Annotated in this window: 13 protein-coding genes; 1 reads left to right on the forward strand and 12 read right to left on the reverse strand. The window is 49.7% G+C overall.

From position 1 onward, the window contains the following. Positions 1-363: 363 nt before the first annotated feature. From JRJ22_RS15795 to miaB, 6 genes are all read right to left on the reverse strand, one after another. Positions 364-1593 carry a family 8 glycosyl hydrolase gene (locus tag JRJ22_RS15795; protein WP_206100451.1) on the reverse strand — a complete coding sequence of 410 codons (1230 nt, stop codon included), beginning with the start codon at positions 1591-1593 and terminating at the stop codon, positions 364-366. Between the two features lie 352 nt (positions 1594-1945). Beyond that, entirely contained in the window at positions 1946-3397 is a 1452-nt protein-coding gene (locus JRJ22_RS15800) for a nicotinate phosphoribosyltransferase (RefSeq protein WP_206100452.1), read from the reverse strand. 22 nt (positions 3398-3419) lie between these two features. Then, on the reverse strand, positions 3420-3962 hold the full coding sequence (locus tag JRJ22_RS15805) for a cysteine hydrolase family protein (protein WP_206100453.1): 543 nt from the start codon (positions 3960-3962) through the stop codon (positions 3420-3422). A 55-nt stretch (positions 3963-4017) separates the two neighbouring features. After that, positions 4018-4788 carry an NUDIX domain-containing protein gene (locus JRJ22_RS15810; RefSeq protein ID WP_206100454.1) on the reverse strand — a complete coding sequence of 257 codons (771 nt, stop codon included), beginning with the start codon at positions 4786-4788 and terminating at the stop codon, positions 4018-4020. 140 nt (positions 4789-4928) lie between these two features. Then, on the reverse strand, positions 4929-5345 hold the full coding sequence (locus tag JRJ22_RS15815; RefSeq protein ID WP_408637901.1) for a YlbF/YmcA family competence regulator: 417 nt from the start codon (positions 5343-5345) through the stop codon (positions 4929-4931). A 61-nt stretch (positions 5346-5406) separates the two neighbouring features. After that, positions 5407-7017, reverse strand: a complete 1611-nt coding sequence (gene miaB, locus JRJ22_RS15820; protein WP_206100456.1) for a tRNA (N6-isopentenyl adenosine(37)-C2)-methylthiotransferase MiaB — start codon at positions 7015-7017, stop codon at positions 5407-5409. A gap of 454 nt (positions 7018-7471) precedes the next feature. On the opposite strand from miaB, the gene JRJ22_RS15825 reads away from it, so the two are divergent. Beyond that, positions 7472-9058, forward strand: coding sequence for an alpha/beta hydrolase (locus JRJ22_RS15825; protein ID WP_206100457.1), 1587 nt, complete (start codon positions 7472-7474; stop codon positions 9056-9058). A 15-nt stretch (positions 9059-9073) separates the two neighbouring features. Here JRJ22_RS15825 and JRJ22_RS15830 read toward each other — a convergent pair whose 3' ends face one another. The 6 genes from JRJ22_RS15830 to JRJ22_RS15855 all read right to left on the reverse strand — a co-directional run bounded on the left by JRJ22_RS15830 (position 9074) and on the right by JRJ22_RS15855 (position 17017). Then, a complete protein-coding gene (locus JRJ22_RS15830) occupies positions 9074-10264 on the reverse strand; it encodes a beta-ketoacyl synthase N-terminal-like domain-containing protein (protein WP_206100458.1) in 1191 nt (396 codons plus the stop codon). A gap of 150 nt (positions 10265-10414) precedes the next feature. Beyond that, complete coding sequence (locus tag JRJ22_RS15835) at positions 10415-11509, reverse strand: NADH:flavin oxidoreductase (RefSeq protein WP_206100459.1); 1095 nt, start codon at positions 11507-11509, stop codon at positions 10415-10417. Between the two features lie 184 nt (positions 11510-11693). Beyond that, positions 11694-12539, reverse strand: a complete 846-nt coding sequence (gene rhaD / locus JRJ22_RS15840) for a rhamnulose-1-phosphate aldolase (protein ID WP_206100460.1) — start codon at positions 12537-12539, stop codon at positions 11694-11696. Between the two features lie 235 nt (positions 12540-12774). Next, the gene (gene rhaA / locus JRJ22_RS15845) at positions 12775-14031 is read right to left on the reverse strand and encodes an L-rhamnose isomerase (protein WP_206100461.1); all 1257 of its coding nucleotides are present in this window, start codon (positions 14029-14031) and stop codon (positions 12775-12777) included. Positions 14032-14359: 328 nt separating this feature from the next. Then, entirely contained in the window at positions 14360-15832 is a 1473-nt protein-coding gene (gene rhaB, locus JRJ22_RS15850) for a rhamnulokinase (protein WP_206100462.1), read from the reverse strand. Positions 15833-15865: 33 nt separating this feature from the next. Further along, positions 15866-17017, reverse strand: a complete 1152-nt coding sequence (locus JRJ22_RS15855; protein WP_206100463.1) for an iron-containing alcohol dehydrogenase — start codon at positions 17015-17017, stop codon at positions 15866-15868. Between the last annotated feature and the right edge of the window lie 60 nt (positions 17018-17077).

Consider the following 17077-nt stretch of genomic DNA (forward strand, 5'->3'; position numbering starts at 1 on the left):
TGGGAATGTGATAAATCTTGCATTTTTCACGCCTCAGGAATCACAATTATTTATGGATTTCGATTGGTTTCTTTATACGCGACAGTGCCACGTTACTTAGAGAGAAAGTAATCTGCCATAGAAATAGCAAAATGTGAAAATTGTGTGTAATCCGTCATTTCCCAAGGGTTTCGTGAATACAAGACCAACCTTAATTTAGCAATAAAATTAAAAATTAAGATGTTAAATTTATCACATTAATCATGATGAATATCACAGTAACGGTCCACTGCTCCGGCTGATACTTACACGAAAAATAAACAGCCCATCCGGAGACGGGCTGATCAAATGAGTCTTTCTGCTTCTAATGTGGTCTTTCTCCTTCTAATATGTCCACCAGTTGCCGGACATCACAATCATTGAAAACAGCTTAATGCTGTCCTCGTAGTAACCTTCTGCTGCACTTCCGGCCGTGTGGCTCCAAAGTGAATTCAACCAGCTCTGGTTACTAGAAGAGACCATAGCACTTACTCCAAAGGGGGCGTAGAAAGCTCCGCTGTTATAGCTGCCAAACGTTGTTCCGTTCAGCTTATAACCGTCTTTAATATTTCCAGGCGTACTGTTTACTTTGGTCTTGATCCAGCTGTTAAGCTGCGTAAGCTGGGCAAGCGCACGATTGTCACCGGAAATCAGATAGTCGGTAGTAATCCGCCATGGCGTACGACAGGAATTATAGTTGTAATTCCCGTCATTGGCATCCTCCAGAAAGCCGGCTGCAGCCGGTTTATAGACACCTCCGGAATAGACTACAAAGTCAGGCAGCAGACCAGTGCCCGCGCTAAAGCCCGTGTACAGGCTGTTTATAATGGTGTACGTCTTATCGGCTACACTGGTCCAGCGCGCATCACCGGTTGCCGCTTTGAATGCTTTCAGATGATCCAGCATGAAGTCCGAGGGCCGTGTTGCCGTGTTGTAGGAGCCGCTGTTGGCCCAGTCTCCCAGACGGATCGTCCACTGCGTCTGATTGATCTCATTGTCCATGATAGCTCCAATGATATTATTCGCAGCCTGCAGATAATTGATCGTGCCTGCACTGCCCCATTGCCGGTCTGCAAGCAGAAGCGCAAAAGCAATATCCATGTCCCCGTCAGTGGCGGAATCCTCCCCCTCGATATTCTGAAAGCTGCTATTCTGCTTCCAGGACATCAGATAAGGATTGATGGAGCTGGGATGGGCAGTGTAATAATTATAGAGACCGTTAAAATATGTCTGTGCATTGGTGTCATACCCGGCCATCAGTACTGTGAAGAGCATGCCATAGCCATGGGCTTCGGACACGGTTTCCCCGTCTGAATTATATTTAACATAGTATTTTCCGGTACCTGCCGGTTTCAGATAAGCCGCTTTCCATTCACCCCACTTCGTCTTGACCGAATTGTCCATACTAATCTGCGTAACATTATTCGGTTTGATGGTCCCGCTTGTATAAGTAGTATGCTGCGGAAACGGCTTGTTGACGGCTGCCAGTGCAGAACCCGCCGGCAGAATGAATAGCGCCAGACATAAGATAATGAAGCTTTTCCAGCCCGGCTTACGCTTACTTTGCTTGTTCATAACGATTCACTCCTTAAGTTTGGTCAGCCTCCCGCGCGATGTTCGCGCACATGGTACCCGGCTGTCAACGCAAATGCTTAAGCCAACGAATTCATGAAGCAATGAAACAGGCAAAACCAGATTTGCACACCTCCCTCTTTTCGGAGTGGGGTTTTTCTTAACCGGAATGAAAGTTAAAGCGTTTAAACTTTAACAGCAAAAAATAATATTGACGACATGCTAAATATAATCTTCCATTTTATTCCTGTCAATATATAAAACATCCAAAGTATTGCATAAAGAAGCTGCCCTTCACCGCATGTCTTAATTGCGGAAGGACAGCCTCTTACATAGTCTCTGAACAACAAATCTTCTACTCTATATCCTGCTGCATATGCTCTGTGATCAGTTCCTGCTTGCGCGTCCATACCTTTTCACTGAGATTCACACGATACACCTCAGGGTTCAGCTTGCGCAGATACTCCGGCCAGAATAAATCGAGCTGTTCCTGATGATAACTGCGGATTTCATCCAGTGCAGGCAGTTTGTACACCTGGAACCCGTTCACAAATATCGGCTCCAGCATCGGCAGTGCCTGATACTTGTCGACATTCTTGCGCAGATACGGATGCAGCGGATTGAACAGCTTAATCCGGGCACCATTGCGCGGAGCCGCCTCTTCCGGGAAGCTGATATAATCAGCCATCGCCTTTCCGTTGGTTCCAACAATGCGGAACACATCCTTTTTGCCGGGGGTCGAGACCTTCTCAGGGTTGGAGGAAATTTTGATCGTCGGAATCATTTCACCTGTAGGGGACTCAATTTCAACCAGCTTGTACACGCCGCCAAGGGAAGGCTGGTCGGAAGCGGTAATTAGCTGTGTGCCCACCCCCCAGGTATCAATGGCTGCACCCTGCAGCTTGAGGTCCATAATTGTATTCTCATCCAGATCATTGGAGGCGACAATCTTAACATAGTCCAGGCCGGCCTCATCCAGCATCTTGCGAGCCTGGATAGACAGATAGGCCAAGTCTCCGCTGTCGAGGCGGATACCGTTCATCCGCTTACCCTGTGCTTCCAGCTTCTTGGCAGTGTTGATGGCATGCGGCACACCGCTGCGCAATGTATCGAAGGTGTCCACCAGCAGGGTAACTCCGTCCGGCATTACTTTGGCATAGGCATCAAAGGCTTCCTGCTCACTTGCAAAGCTCTGTACCCAGGAGTGTGCATGCGTACCTTTGGTCGGAATGCCGAACATTCTGCCTGCCAGCATATTAGAGGTAGCATGAAAGCCGCCGATATAAGCCGCTCTTGCGCCCCATACCGCCGCATCCGCCTCCTGCGCTCTGCGGGTTCCGAATTCCAGCAGGATATCCCCGGGGGCCACCTGCTTGATCCGTGAGGCCTTGGTAGCAATCAGTGTCTGATAATTCATGAAATTCAGAATCGCCGTTTCGACAAGCTGCGCCTCCATGATTGTGCCCTCAACACGTACGAGCGGCTCATCCGGAAAGACCAGCGCCCCTTCCTTCATGGAGTGGATCGTCCCCTGAAAATGAAACTGCAGCAGCTCCTCCAGAAACGCGGGCGCATAATTCTCTTCCTGCTCTGACAAATAGCGGACATCATCTTCAGTAAAGCGCAGGTCACTGATGTACTGGGCAATGCGCTCCAGACCCGCAAATACGGCAAAGCCGTTTCCGAACGGCAGCTTGCGGAAGTAGGCTTCAAACACCGCTTTGCGTTTATGGGTTCCGTTCATCCAGTGTGCGTACATCATATTGATCTGATATTTATCTGTATGTAGAGCAAGCTCTCTCCTCAAATCCTCATCTCCTAAATTCTCTCTAGTGTGCGGTAACAACCTTCGCTCCAAGACTGCCCTGGAAATGCCCCAATGCCCACTGGTGCCCGTCCGGATTAAAACTGGCCACAGCATCTTCGTGAATGATGAGATCAAACCCTTTGTTGTATGCATCCACTGCTGTATGCAGCACACAGATATCGGTGCAGACGCCGATCAGATGCAGCTCCGTAATGCCGCGTTCGCGCAGCTTCAGCTCCAGATCGGTCCCGCTAAAGGCGCTGTAGCGCGTTTTGTCCATCCAATAGATCGAAGAGCGGTTGGCCTCATATACGTCTTTCAAAGTGCCGTACAATTCCCTGCCGCGGCTGCCCCGCAGATTATGCGGCGGAAACAGCTTGCTCTCCGGATGATACGGATCCTCTTCTTCATGGAGATCTACAGCCATTACCACGTAATCGCCGTTCTCTGCAAATTGCCTGGTCAATTCGCTGACTCTTGGTGCAATTTCAATCCCCGACTGCCCGACAGGCAGACTGCCGTCAATAAAATCATTGGTGAAATCTATCACGATCAATGCCTTCATTATATTGGCCTCCTTAAGGCTGGGTTAAAAGGTTATCCGGCTACCAGACATCTTCCTACGTATAAATGGACAATAACGGCTCATGGTCTGTGAACATATACAGCTGTGCAGGGCGCTGGGAGTACTGGTTGGAGCTGACCGGATTGCCGGCTTCATCCCGTACTTCCTTTAATATACCCTGACGGCTGCGTGTTGAAGTAATTTTGCGGATAAAGTTCGGCTCTTTGAATTCCGGCACTACCGTCTGAATTACCTGATACAGCTCGCTTAATGTGAAATGCCGGGGCAGAAACTGCCGGGCAATCGTGGTCTGCAGCATCTGCTGCTGAATCCGCAGGTAGGCATCAGTGATGATGTCATGATGGTCAAAAGCCAGCTCCAGCTCCTCCAGAGCTTCCTGAAGTGTAAACAGCCCGACCTCGCCCGCGTCATCAGAGGCTTGTCTCTGCTCCAGCATCCATTCCTCCACCAGCGCAAAAAAAGCATGGCTGATAATCCACCCGCGCGGATCACGGCCAGGCGTACTGTATACACCAAGGTATTCCAAGTGCCCGCCGTCGACACCGGTTTCTTCTTTCAGCTCACGTGTTGCTGCATCATATATAGATTCATCCTCCTGGCAGAAACCGCCCGGTAAGGCCCACATCCCGGCACATGGCCATTTCTTCCGTCGGATCAGCATTACCTTTAGTTCGCGCAGGGGAAGTGTCTTGGTGACTGTCTTCCGTTCCCGCTTGGTCAAAGTGAACATCACAATGTCGGCCGGAACTCCGTCCGGGGTGCGGTACTTTTTGGCGTTATAGTTTTGTTCCACGTTCTCGCTCACTTTAGATCATCCTTTGCCGCAGCTTTTGTTTGCTGTTCGTATCTTTTAATGTACCAAACCTGAACTTCTAAAATCAACAAATCTGCCGCATTTATATTTGAATAAAGGGACGGATATGTATCCGCCCCTCCGAAAATGGTTTAATCTCCGCATGTGGACGGCGGCGCTTCTGTTCCGGCTTCCACATTGATTTTCTCTGACACGGTGTCCCGGATTACGGAAATAACGAGCTGCAGCAGGTAATTAATATCGCTCTGGCTCTGCTGGAATTCATTCACGACCGGAATCCCATCGATTTCATCCTGCAGGACTTCGATTTCCTGTTCAATCTTCGCTACCATATCCTTATTGCCGAAGCTCTCAAAGGCGACAATCTCCTTCTGCTTCTTCTTGATCACAGCAATCAGCCCCTGCACACGCTCGTGATTCTGGATTTTGAGCTCGGCCTGCTGAAAATGCTTCACTTCTTCACTGGTCGAAATCAATGAAGCGAGTTCCTTCGCTTTGCCCATAATATCTTCACGCACAATCAGATCACGGGTGTTGAAGCTCTGCATGCCATATTTATTCACACTCGGGTTTTCCTGGCTCACTAACATCGCCTCATTTCGCTATAATTTAGAGAACCGCTGCGGCGGCTTCCGCCACATAGTCCCCTTTAATGTACCAAGTTTTGGTATCTGTAATTCTGACCTGTACAAAGCTGCCGATCAGCTCCCGCGGACCTTCAAAATGAACCAGCTTGTTGGTTCTGGAGCGGCCGGAGAGCACGTGTGCGTTATTCTTGCTCTCTCCTTCCACCAGCACCTCTACCAGCTCACCCAGCATCCTGTCGTTACTGACCCGGCTCTGTTCCTTAATCAGGTCATTCAGGCGCTTCAGACGCCCGTTCTTAACCTCCTGCGGAACATTATCCTCCATCGCGGCTGCCGGTGTTCCCTCGCGGGGAGAATAAATGAAGGTATACGCCATATCATAACCTACTTCGCGGACTAGCGACAGCGTCTCTTCAAATTGTTCCTCGGTTTCACCCGGGAAGCCGACGATAATATCGGTCGTCAGCACCGCATTCGGCACACTTGTTTTGATCTTGCGGACCAGGTCCAGATAAGCTTCCCTGGTATATTTACGGCTCATTTTCTTAAGCACCGCCGTACTTCCCGACTGCACCGGCAGATGAATATGCTCTGTCAGATTGCCGCCTTTGCCTAGCACTTCAATCAATCTATCGTCAAAATCACGGGGATGGGAGGTCATGAAGCGGATACGCGGAATATCAATCAGCCGCATGTCATCCATCAGATCCCCGAATGTATAGTCTATGTCAGTAAAATCTTTACCGTATGCGTTCACATTTTGCCCTAGCAGGGTCACTTCCTTGAAACCTAGACGGGCCAGCTCCCGCACTTCGGCAATTACATCCTCCGGCCGGCGGCTTCGCTCCTTGCCTCTGGTAAACGGAACGATACAATACGTACAGAACTTATCACAGCCGTACATAATATTAACCCAGGCGCGCATTCCCTCCCGCTTTTTCGGAAGATTCTCAATGATGTCGCCTTCCTTGGACCAGACTTCTACCACTAGCTCCTTACTGAACAGCGATTCCTTGATAATCTGCGGCAGCCGGTGAATATTATGTGTCCCGAAGATCATATCCACGAAACCGTGTTTGGCCATGATCCGGTTAACGACACCTTCCTCCTGCGACATACAGCCGCATACACCCAGCAGCAGGCCCGGCTTCTCCAGCTTCAGCGTTTTGAGATGGCCCAGCTCACCGAATACTTTATCCTCTGCATTCTCACGGATGGCACAGGTATTCAGCAGAATAATATCCGCATCATTCCGGTCTTCCACCGGCAGATAGCCCATTTGCTCCAGCATACCCTTCATCGTCTCGGTGTCATGCTCATTCATCTGGCAGCCGTAAGTGGCAATAGAATAATAGTGCTGTTTATGGCTGTTCATTTCACGGAACTGCTCCATAATCCGGACCGTTTCCGCATCATCAAATTGGATGACCTCAATCTCCTGCTTCCCTCTGCGCTTGCCTTCTTTATAGTCGGGATTGGAATTAATCTGTACCGTCCGGCCTTTGATTCTATAAGTGGTCTTGCCTTCTTCTTCACTGATGACTTTGGCATCAGAAAAATCAAAATATTTCGAGTAATCCTTCGAACCGCTCTTGCCGGATTTTAAGGCAGGTAGGTTATTCTCCATTGTCATATGTTCACGTCCTTTATGAATGAAGCATGATCAATAAAATCATCGCAAAATAATCTTGCTAATTAAAAATTATAGCATAAATAATGGAGCCTAATCCATCTGCCGTCTAGATGAGCCTCTACTTCCAGCCGGGAATTGAATCCGTATACAAATAAACCTCCCTACAGGAATCCGTAAGGAGGTTCTCATTAGAATTAATCAAGTTTATCTATCAACGGCGGAAGTACATACGCATATAGACTAGATCCAGCTTGGAATTTTTGACACAGATAAAAAACATCCTCATTTCTTGAAATCAACCCCCCATAAAATACACTTAGCCCAAGTTTAACAGTATAGCGTTACATTTACGTTACACTTTTCTACAATAATCAGCATATTATGATAAAATAACAACTTTTTTTCGCTATAATAACCATAAATAGACTATGCAGGCGTGCAGAGGAGTACAGAGATGGAGTTTTTTTGGGAAAATGGGTTTAAACTTAATTACGAGTATGCTCAAGCCAAGCTGCCAGGCCCCGAAACTGAGACACTTGTGCTTATTCACGGGATGGGGTTTGACCTCAGATGCTGGGACCGGATCATCCCCTATATGAAGGAAGATTATCATATCCTCAGATATGACTTCAGAGGACACGGATTAAGCGGGACTGGAGACATTGATCCAGCTATGCTGGCCTCCCTGTACACCGAACATTTGCATGCGCTTGTGCAGCATCTGGAGATTGGCCAGTTCCATATTCTCTCCCATGGAGCGGGGTGTATTATCGGGCTTTATTTCAGTAAAGCATATCCTGGGATGGTACGCAGCAATGTGTTGATCTCCCTTCCGCTCTTTAATTCAACCAATACGGCCTACAAATATGCGGATTACCGAAAAGATCTAATGAAGCATCAGTCCATGCGCACCTTAGCCGACCACGTGATACCGAATGTGACCCTTTTCCGTCAAGGCAGCCCGGAGATTGACAAGCTGTATGAGGCTTTTTCCAGAGTAACCTTTGATGTCTATGTTGAACTGCTGGATTTCTTTGCCGGAGCGCACAGCGATATTATGGAAATGTTCAAACAACACACAGGCCCTACCCTGCTGTTGACTGGTGAACGTGACCCCATGTATCCGCCATACCTATCCAGCCTGATTGCTTCAGCCAATCCCCATTGCCGTTTTATGACTATTTATAATTCGTCTAATATGTTGTTTTATGACCAGCCTGAGGAAACCTTCAAACAGATCAAGATGTTCTTCGCCAGTGAATGGAGCCACCGGGCACCTCTGGACCCTTTATTAATGGATTTGCATGCGGATTTCTTGGGAATGGTGGACACTGATCAGGAGCAGCAGGTCATTGCCTCCCGTTTAAAGGTCGTCCTGCTGAAGCCATTTCAAGTGTTTGTGGATGATTCGGAGATCCTCAGCGGCTGGGGCAGAAGAAGCGCCAAGGAGCTGCTCATCTATCTGCTGCTGAATCCTGCCGTAACGAGGGACCAGCTGTGTGAGGACCTGTGGAAAGATATGGAGACGGTCAAAGCCCGGATTCAGCTCCGGGTCTGCCTGAATCATCTGAAGCAGCTGCTGAACAATGATGAGACGAAGCTCATTTACAGCAGCAACCAGCAAATCTCGCTGCAGGCTCCGGTGAATTGTGATTTGCTGACGCTGCTGGACCTCACTAAACAAGCGCTTGAGGAGACAAATCCGGAACAGAAAGACAAGCGGATTCAGGAAATTTCCCGGCATATCCATGAAGATATGTTCCGCAATCTGAACCAGGAATGGAATTTGAATTTTAGAATGCGCCTGGAAATCCAGCTGAGTACACTGGTGTTTCATCAGGCGGATAGGCTGGCGGACCAGGGCAATTACACAGGCGCTATCGCCTGCCTGAAATATGTATTATTGTTCAATCCCGAAGATTATGATGCCTACGAGCGGATTGCCCATCTCTGTGAGCAGAACAATCAGAAGCATGAGGCTAGAAAATGGCGCGCAAAAGTCGAGCAGCTGCAGCCTGCAAAAGGACAAACCATGCTATAGAACACGGCTGCACCTTTAACTCTTGGTTAAATATACAGCGGCATTATTACCTCCGTAACCATGAGAAGTGATAAGCACTTTTGCGGAGGGTTTCAACAGGTTCTCCGTAATTAGCGGCAGATGCTCAAACCCCCATTGATCGGTGCGGATTGTACGGGGGACAAACTGATGCTGAAATCCAAGCAGCGAAGCAATGATCTGCGCCAGTCCGCTTGCGCTAAACGGATGGCCGATCAGTCCTTTGATTGAGGTTAAGGGAACACCGTGCCCAAAGAGATCCCGCGAGACAAGTTCTTCGATACTGTCATTGGCGGCATACCCCATCGCCTGGCTGTTATAATAATCCGGGATTCTTTGCCCCAGCACTCTGCTCACAGCTTGCTTCATGCTGCTGCCTGTCCGATCATGCCCATTGATGGATTCAGTGTCATTATTCGTTACTACGGCATCTATATATCCGTAAATAGTTGCCTTACGGGCCAATGCATGTTCTTCCGTCTCCAGAATCAGGCTTGCCGCTCCTTCCGATAACAGGAAGCCTTTGCTTCTTTTGCTAAAGGGAGAACCTGCATATTCTGTCTGCTGATTAAACGGCAGAGCTCTGATCTTGCCGAATCCAAATACGGTTACTTTGTTATTGCTGCTGTCCGCCGCACCGACTATAGCGGTATTGATCTTGCCGTTCTGCAAATACATCATTGCATCCTCCACAGCCTCCACTCCGGCGGTGCAGCCCGTGGTCACCGTTTTGGTTATCCCCTTCAAGTGAAAAAAACTGGAGACCGAAGCAGCGAGACTATGATAATGCACCAGTCCGCAGCAATAGACCGGCATATCTCTGAAATGATCTGCCGATGAAATCCGGACCATTTCTTCCAGCGGCGTGGTTCCTCCCATTGTTGTCCCCATAAATATACCAGTTGAAGTCCCGTTGTCCTCCAAATCCAGATCTGCCATCTCAAGTGCTTCCGAGGTTGTACTGATAGCCAGTTTGGCGATCCTGGGTAATGCCCTGTAGTCCCTGCCCTCCAGTTCTCCAAGTCCCTTTACAATCTCGCCGATCAGTAAATCCTCCCGGTTTGGGGTAATTTCGTTTCTTAATGAAAACTTATACTCTCCGCTGATCAGATGATGAAGCAATTCTTCGTTATTCTCGCCATTCGGAACCTTCACTCCGAAACCGGTAATCACTATACGCTTGCTCATCATTATCATCCTTTTCGTTTTAATTATTTAGATGACACAAAGAGGCTTCCCCCTGCATGCGTGTTTTGGCTTCAGCTTGCCAAAACTCACCACTTGGTGAAAGCCCTCTTTGTAAGAAAGTATAGTTATTAGCTTTAGATGAAATTTGACTTAGCTCAACGTCCGGGTTGCCTCTGAGGTAAACGGAATAATCTCATCTGTCCGTCCGCTCTGCACTTTGGCCGGCCAGGCAGGATCGCTGATCAGTGCTCTGCCCACAGCAACCAGATCGAATTCCGCCTTTTCCAGTCTTTCTAGCAGACGGTCAATGTTATCTTCCTCATTCTGTTCGGTCACTCTACCCGTAAATTCACTGTTCAGTCCCACTGACCCTACAGTAATTGTTGGCTTGCCGGTAATTTTCTTGGTCCAGCCGGCCAGATTCAGCTCGGAGCCTTCAAATTCCGGCAGCCAGAAGCGGCGGGTAGAGCAGTGGAAAATATCAACGCCGGCATTGCTGAGCGGCGTAAGGAACCGGGCCAGCTCTTCAGGAGTCTGGGCCAGCTTGGCCGAATAATCTCCGCTCTTCCACTGCGAGAAGCGCAGCACAATCGGGAAATCGGGGCCGACTGCTCGGCGGCAGGCGTCAATGACCTCGACGGCAAAGGTAGTCCGGGCTTCCAGATCACCGCCGTACTCATCGGTACGCTTATTGGTTTTCTCCCAGAAGAACTGGTCGATTAGATAACCATGGGCACCATGCAGCTCAATTCCATCGAAGCCAATCCTTTTGGCATCCGCCGCAGCCTGGGCAAACGCAGCAACAATCCCGTCAATTTCCTGCTGTGTCATCGGCTCTGTCACCTGTTCACCGGCCAGGTTCAGCCCGGATGGGCCAATCGGCAGCGCTTCAGCGTTCGGGAGCTCCCCAATGGAGCGGGCCATGCCGACATGCCAGAGCTGCGGAATGATTTTGCCGCCGGCTGCATGTACTTCTGCCACCACATTCGCCCAACCTGCAAGAGCAGCTTCACCATGAAAATTCGGAATGTTCTGATGGCTGACTGCCGAAGGATGGTTGATAGCTGTCCCTTCGGTGATGATCAGTCCCACCCCACCCTCCGCACGTCTGCGGTAATAAGCGGCTACATCACTACCCGGTACCCCATCCGGTGAAAAGACGCGGGTCATCGGGGCCATAACAATTCTATTGGCGAGCGAAAGTGAGCCTGCCTGAAAGGGAGTAAACAATAAATCTGTATTCATGTCGCACCTCCATTAAATAATATAATTACTTTAAGTAAGCATATTATGACGCTTATCAGGAACAAAAGCAAATTGGAGGTACCGCAGGTTCCAACGCAGTTCAATAACCTCGAAAACCGGACAACGCAGTTGAACTGCCGACGTCCGGTTCTCATTCCAAAGCTATATAATTGAAGAAAAAATTCTACAAATCGAGGATGCCCGCTTTTGGTGTTACACGGAACGCAGCAGCCAGATCGGCCAGCTGACGGTCGGTAATCTTCTGTTTGATCTCTCTGCCGCCAATTAAATTGTAGACAATCGCCGCTTTTTCAATCGTTTCTACAAGGCCAAAGGTGGCATCCATAGTGGCACCCGTAACGAAGATTCCGTGCTGCGGCCAGACAACCACGCGGTAGTCCTTCATCTTGTCGGCTGTGGCACGGCCGATTTCACTGCTTCCCGGAACAATCCAAGGAATAACGCCAATCCCGTCAGGGAATACAACCAGGCATTCCGTACACATTTCCCAAAGGGTTTTGGTGAATTTCAATTCATCCAGATCATGGGTAAACGTCATGGCGATTACATTGGTTGCATGGGTATGCAGCACAATGCGGTGCGTCGGATCAACCTTCAAACGTTCGATGTGGCTCATGAAATGGGAAGCCAGCTCACTTGTCGGCACAGCACCGTTGCGCAGTCCCCACAGTACTTCAACGCTCTCTCCGCTCTCCGATACACGCAGTACCCCAAGGTTCGCTTCCGGATCTTTAATCACATTGCGGAAATATTTACCGGAGCCAGTAACGATAAAGTATTTGCCGGCCAGCTCAGTAACCGGGAAGGTAAGCTGAATCGTACGCAGTGACTCGCGGATATTGATATATTTGGCAACTTCCTCTTCGTCCAGCAGATAGCTGATGTTGCCGCCGTTCAACTCATCCCAGCCCAGAGACCACATATGGTGGGTAATTTCCGACATCTCCTGAATAAAAGGGGCTTCGGTACCGGCAATATAGCCTTTGGATTCAATCACAGACGTGCTCATATGTTTTCTCTCCTTTAGAAGCATGATTTTTCATATTGGGTTTAGCCGTGACTACAGAGAATGTTTGGACTTCCGGCCGCTGTTAGGTTTGGATTTCCCGATTTAACCGCTGTTCGCGGTAGAAATCCAAACCTAAAGGCAGACGCATTCGCTCCTACAGTTCCGAAATTCCCCTTTGCAACTCTTCCCTTTATGATTATTTTTAGTTCAACTTCTATTACGTTAAAAGAACACCTTATCTTGCCGACAGTACTTCCTGCTCATAAGCCTTCACATCAGCCAGCCAGCCTTCGCGTACCGGTGTGTTCTGTGAAGCACAATAGTAATCCCAGACCGCTCCAAACGGATAGGATTTGAATTCCTCGACAAGTGCAAGGCGTGAAGTATAGTCTCCGGCCAGTTCAATCGCTTTAAGTTCAGCAATTGGCTCCAGCATGGCACGCAGCAGCGCCTTGATGGTGTTACGTGTGCCGATTACCCAGGCTGCGATATGATTGATGCTGCCGTCGAAGAAGTCCAGTCCGATATTCGTGCGCGGCAGCAGGTCTCCGCGGACCAGCTCACGGGCGATTTCCAGCAGCTCATCATCCATCGTAACAACATGGTCGCTGTCCCAGCGGACCGGTCTGCTGACATGCAGGAGCAATTGTTCGCTGAACATCAGGATCGAAGATAGCTTGTTAGAGATCACTTCGGTCGGATGGAAATGCCCGGCATCGAGACAGATCGCTTTTCCGCGGGTCAGCCCGTAGCCCATATAAAATTCATGCGATCCGACAACATAGCTCTCAGAGCCGATGCCGAACAGCTTGCTTTCCACTGCATCGATATTGTACTGCGGGTCAATGACTTCGCTGAACACTTCATCCAGCGAATCCTTGAGGCGTGCGCGCGGCGCCAGACGGTCGACCGGCGTATCCTTATAACCGTCCGGTACCCAAAAGTTAGTCACACAAGGCTGTCCCAGCTCACGGCCGAAGTATTCGGCGATTTTGCGGGAAGCTTTGCAGTGCTTGATCCAGAAGCTGCGGATTTCTTCGTCCGCATGGCTTAAGGTGAAACCGTCAGCAGCTTTGGGATGGGAGAAGCAGGTCGGGTTAAAATCAAGCCCCAGTCCCTGTCCCTTTGCCCAGTCCACCCATGGTGCAAAGTGACGCGGCTCCAGCTCATCCAGATCCACCTTCTCGTCGGTGTCCGCATAGATTGCATGCAGGTTCACTTTGTGTTTGCCCGGGATCAGCGACAAGGCCTTTTCTAAATCCTGGCGCAGCTCATCCGGCGTGCCGGCGCGGCCGGGGTAACTGCCGGTTACGGCGATACCGCCGCTCAGTTCCTTGTCTTTGAACAGAAACCCGCGGACATCATCGCCCTGCCAGCAGTGTAGGGAAATCTTAATTTGCGCGAGCTTTTCCAATACCTCGTCTACGTTAATACCGTGCGCGGCATAAAGCTTCTTCGCTTCGTTATAACTGTTAATGATGCTCTGATCCATGATGGGGTCCTCCTAAAAGTTTTGTGAGCATCTGCTCCATCTGAGTTACTTCGTACAAAACTGGCTTCGAAAGCATATGCTTCGTTTTGTGAGCATCTGCTCCAATCCAGTCACAACTGCGGTGAATGTTTGGACTTCCGGCCGCTGTTGTCTACAGATTTCTTGATCTATACCGCCGTTAGCGGTTGAAATCTGTAGACTGCTTATACTTCCGAAGTGAGCTTTCCTACGAAAAGCTTTCAGGCGGACGCTACCGCACCTCCAGTTCCAAAATCCCCTCCGTTACGACTTTCCTACTTCTCATTTATCAAGTTAATTAGATAAGAAACTATTTACCGCCCTTAACAGCGTCTGCGTGCAGCTTTTCCCAACGGACGAGCAGTTCATCCAGTTCCGGGAGCGGGCGCGGGGTGTATGACTTAATCTCGAATGACTGTCCTATAATGCCCCGGGCTTCATGAATGTCTGCAACAGAACCTGTTTGAATCATCTGCACCGCAAGATTGCCGAGCGCAGTGGATTCAACCGGACCGGCCAGCACCTCTCTGCCGATGATGTCAGCAGTCAGCTGGCACAACAAGATATTGTTCGCTCCACCCCCGACGATTTGCAGCACCTCGACCGGTCTGCCGGTCAGTTGCTCCAGCTCCTCCAGATAACTACGGTAAGAAAGCGCCAGACTGTCAAAAATACAGCGGGCAAGCTCGCCCGGAGTCTGCGGAACAGGCTGGCCGCTCCCGGCACATGCCTGGCGGATCTCTTCAATCATGTTGTCCGGGTTCAGGAACCGCGGATCATTGCACGGAATCAGGCTGCGGAAGCCTTCTGCTGCTCCGGCAAGCTCAGCCAGTTCGCCGAAGCTATACCGCTCCCCGTCCAGTCTGCGGACTTCCTGAATCAGCCACAGTCCCATAATGTTCTTCAGGAAACGGTACGTTCCATAAGCGCCCCACTCATTGGTGTAGTTAGCTTCCTTCGCAGCCGGAGTATTGATCGGCCGCTCCAGCTCTACACCAAGCAGTGACCAGGTGCCACTGCTGATGTAGGCGGAGGAACGTCCATTTGGCACAGGGACACCCAGTACTGCAGAGGCTGTGTCATGTGTTGCTGCACAGATCAGTTCACATTCCGGCAGATCGTACTGCTCCATAAGTGTATCGCTAATTGTGCCTAGAACCTCACCCGGTTCGGTAAGAGCTGCGAACTGTTCTCTTTTTAAATGAAGCAGAGCCAGCAGGTCCGCATCAAATTCACGTTCATCCAGATTGAGCAGTTGTGTCGTAGAAGCATTGGTTACTTCGATAATTTTGCGCCCGCATAATCTATAGTAGAGATAATCCGGCACAAGCAGAATCTGGTCGGCTGCAGCCAGCTCCTCACGGCTATGGGCATACAGCTGATATAACGTATTAAAGGTTAATTGCTGGATTCCGGTTTTGGCATACACCGTTTCAGGAGAAATCAGCTTCGCCACTTCCTCCACTACACCGTCCGTACGGCGGTCTCGGTAAGCATACACCTCCTGCATCCGGTTTCCCTCCGCATCCAGCAGCACATAATCTACGGCCCAGGTATCGATACCGAGTGTACATTTGGTGATGCCGGCAGCTTTTGCCTTTTGCAGGCCGAGCAGAATTTCCCCGAATAAATAATCGATATCCCAGTAGCAGGAGCCGTCTCGTTCGGTAAAGCCGTTGCCGAAACGGTGAATTTCCTCCAGCGAGAGACTTCCGTCCGCTAGTGTTCCGAGCACAAGCCGCCCGCTGGAGGCACCGATATCGACGGCAATATGATAGTTCATAGGGAAGCTCCTTCCTTCAGAGTAATGGGGCGGTTAGAGAATTTTACGGAACAGGGCGATGACTTCTTCCTTCGTCGGAATGAACGGATTGCCCGGAGCGCAGGCATCCTTCATTGCGTTCTCGGAGAGAAGATCAAGATCTACCTCTTCAACACCCAGTTCGGATAATTTAGCCGGAATGCCGACTTCCTTCGACAAGGCCTTGATGGACTCAATCACGAAGTCCGCACATTCCTTATCGGTTTTGCCGTCTACCTGAAGGCCGATGGCCTTGGCGATGGCCCGGAATTTCTCAGGTACATATTTGGCATTCTCTTCTTCTACATAAGGCAGCAGCATCGCATTGCATACGCCGTGCGGCAGATCATATACGCCGCCAAGCTGATGCGCCATGGCATGTACATAGCCGAGTCCGGCATTGTTGAACGCCAGCCCGCCAAGGAAGATCGCGTACACCATCTGTTCCCGCGCTTCGATGTCATGACCGTTCTTTACAGTACGGGCCAGATTGGCAAAAATCAGCTCAACAGCCGCAAGTGCAGTAGCATCCGTAACCGGATAAGCGCCTGGTGTAACGAGGGCTTCAATGGCATGGGTCAGCGCATCCATTCCCGTTGCCGCTGTAAGTGCAGCCGGCTTATCCACCATAAGCTCGGGGTCGTTCACGGAAATGGTCGCGATACTGTTCTTATCGACCATAACCATTTTAACCTTGCGTTCTTCATCAGTAATGACATAGTTAATCGTAACTTCGCTTGAGGTTCCGGCAGTGGTATTTACGGCAACGATCGGCAGCGATTTAACTTTAGACTTGTGTACTCCCTCATATTCAGCAATATGTCCGCCATTAGTAGCAACGATACCGATGGCTTTGGCTGTATCCTGCGGAGAACCGCCGCCGATGGAGATCAGATAATCACAATGATGCGATTTCAAGAAATCCACGCCGTCGTGAACATTTTTACAGGTCGGATTTGGTTTTACTTCATCAAATACAACATACTCAATCCCCGCCTCATCCAGCACGGCCAGCAGCTTACCGGCGATCCCGCTCTTCATCAGGAACTTGTCGGTTACTACCAGCGCTTTCCGCAGGTTCAGTTCTTGAATGTAGGGAGCGATTTCTTTAAGACAACCTTTTCCCATAATGTTGATTGAAGGAACATAATAGACATGAGTACTCATTGATTGACCAGCCTCCCAGCAATTTTGTGTAACTATAATCCCTTAAGTTATCTTCTTCTC

Source organism: Paenibacillus tianjinensis, assembly GCF_017086365.1.
Taxonomy (GTDB): Bacteria; Bacillota; Bacilli; order Paenibacillales; family Paenibacillaceae; genus Paenibacillus_AQ; species Paenibacillus_AQ tianjinensis.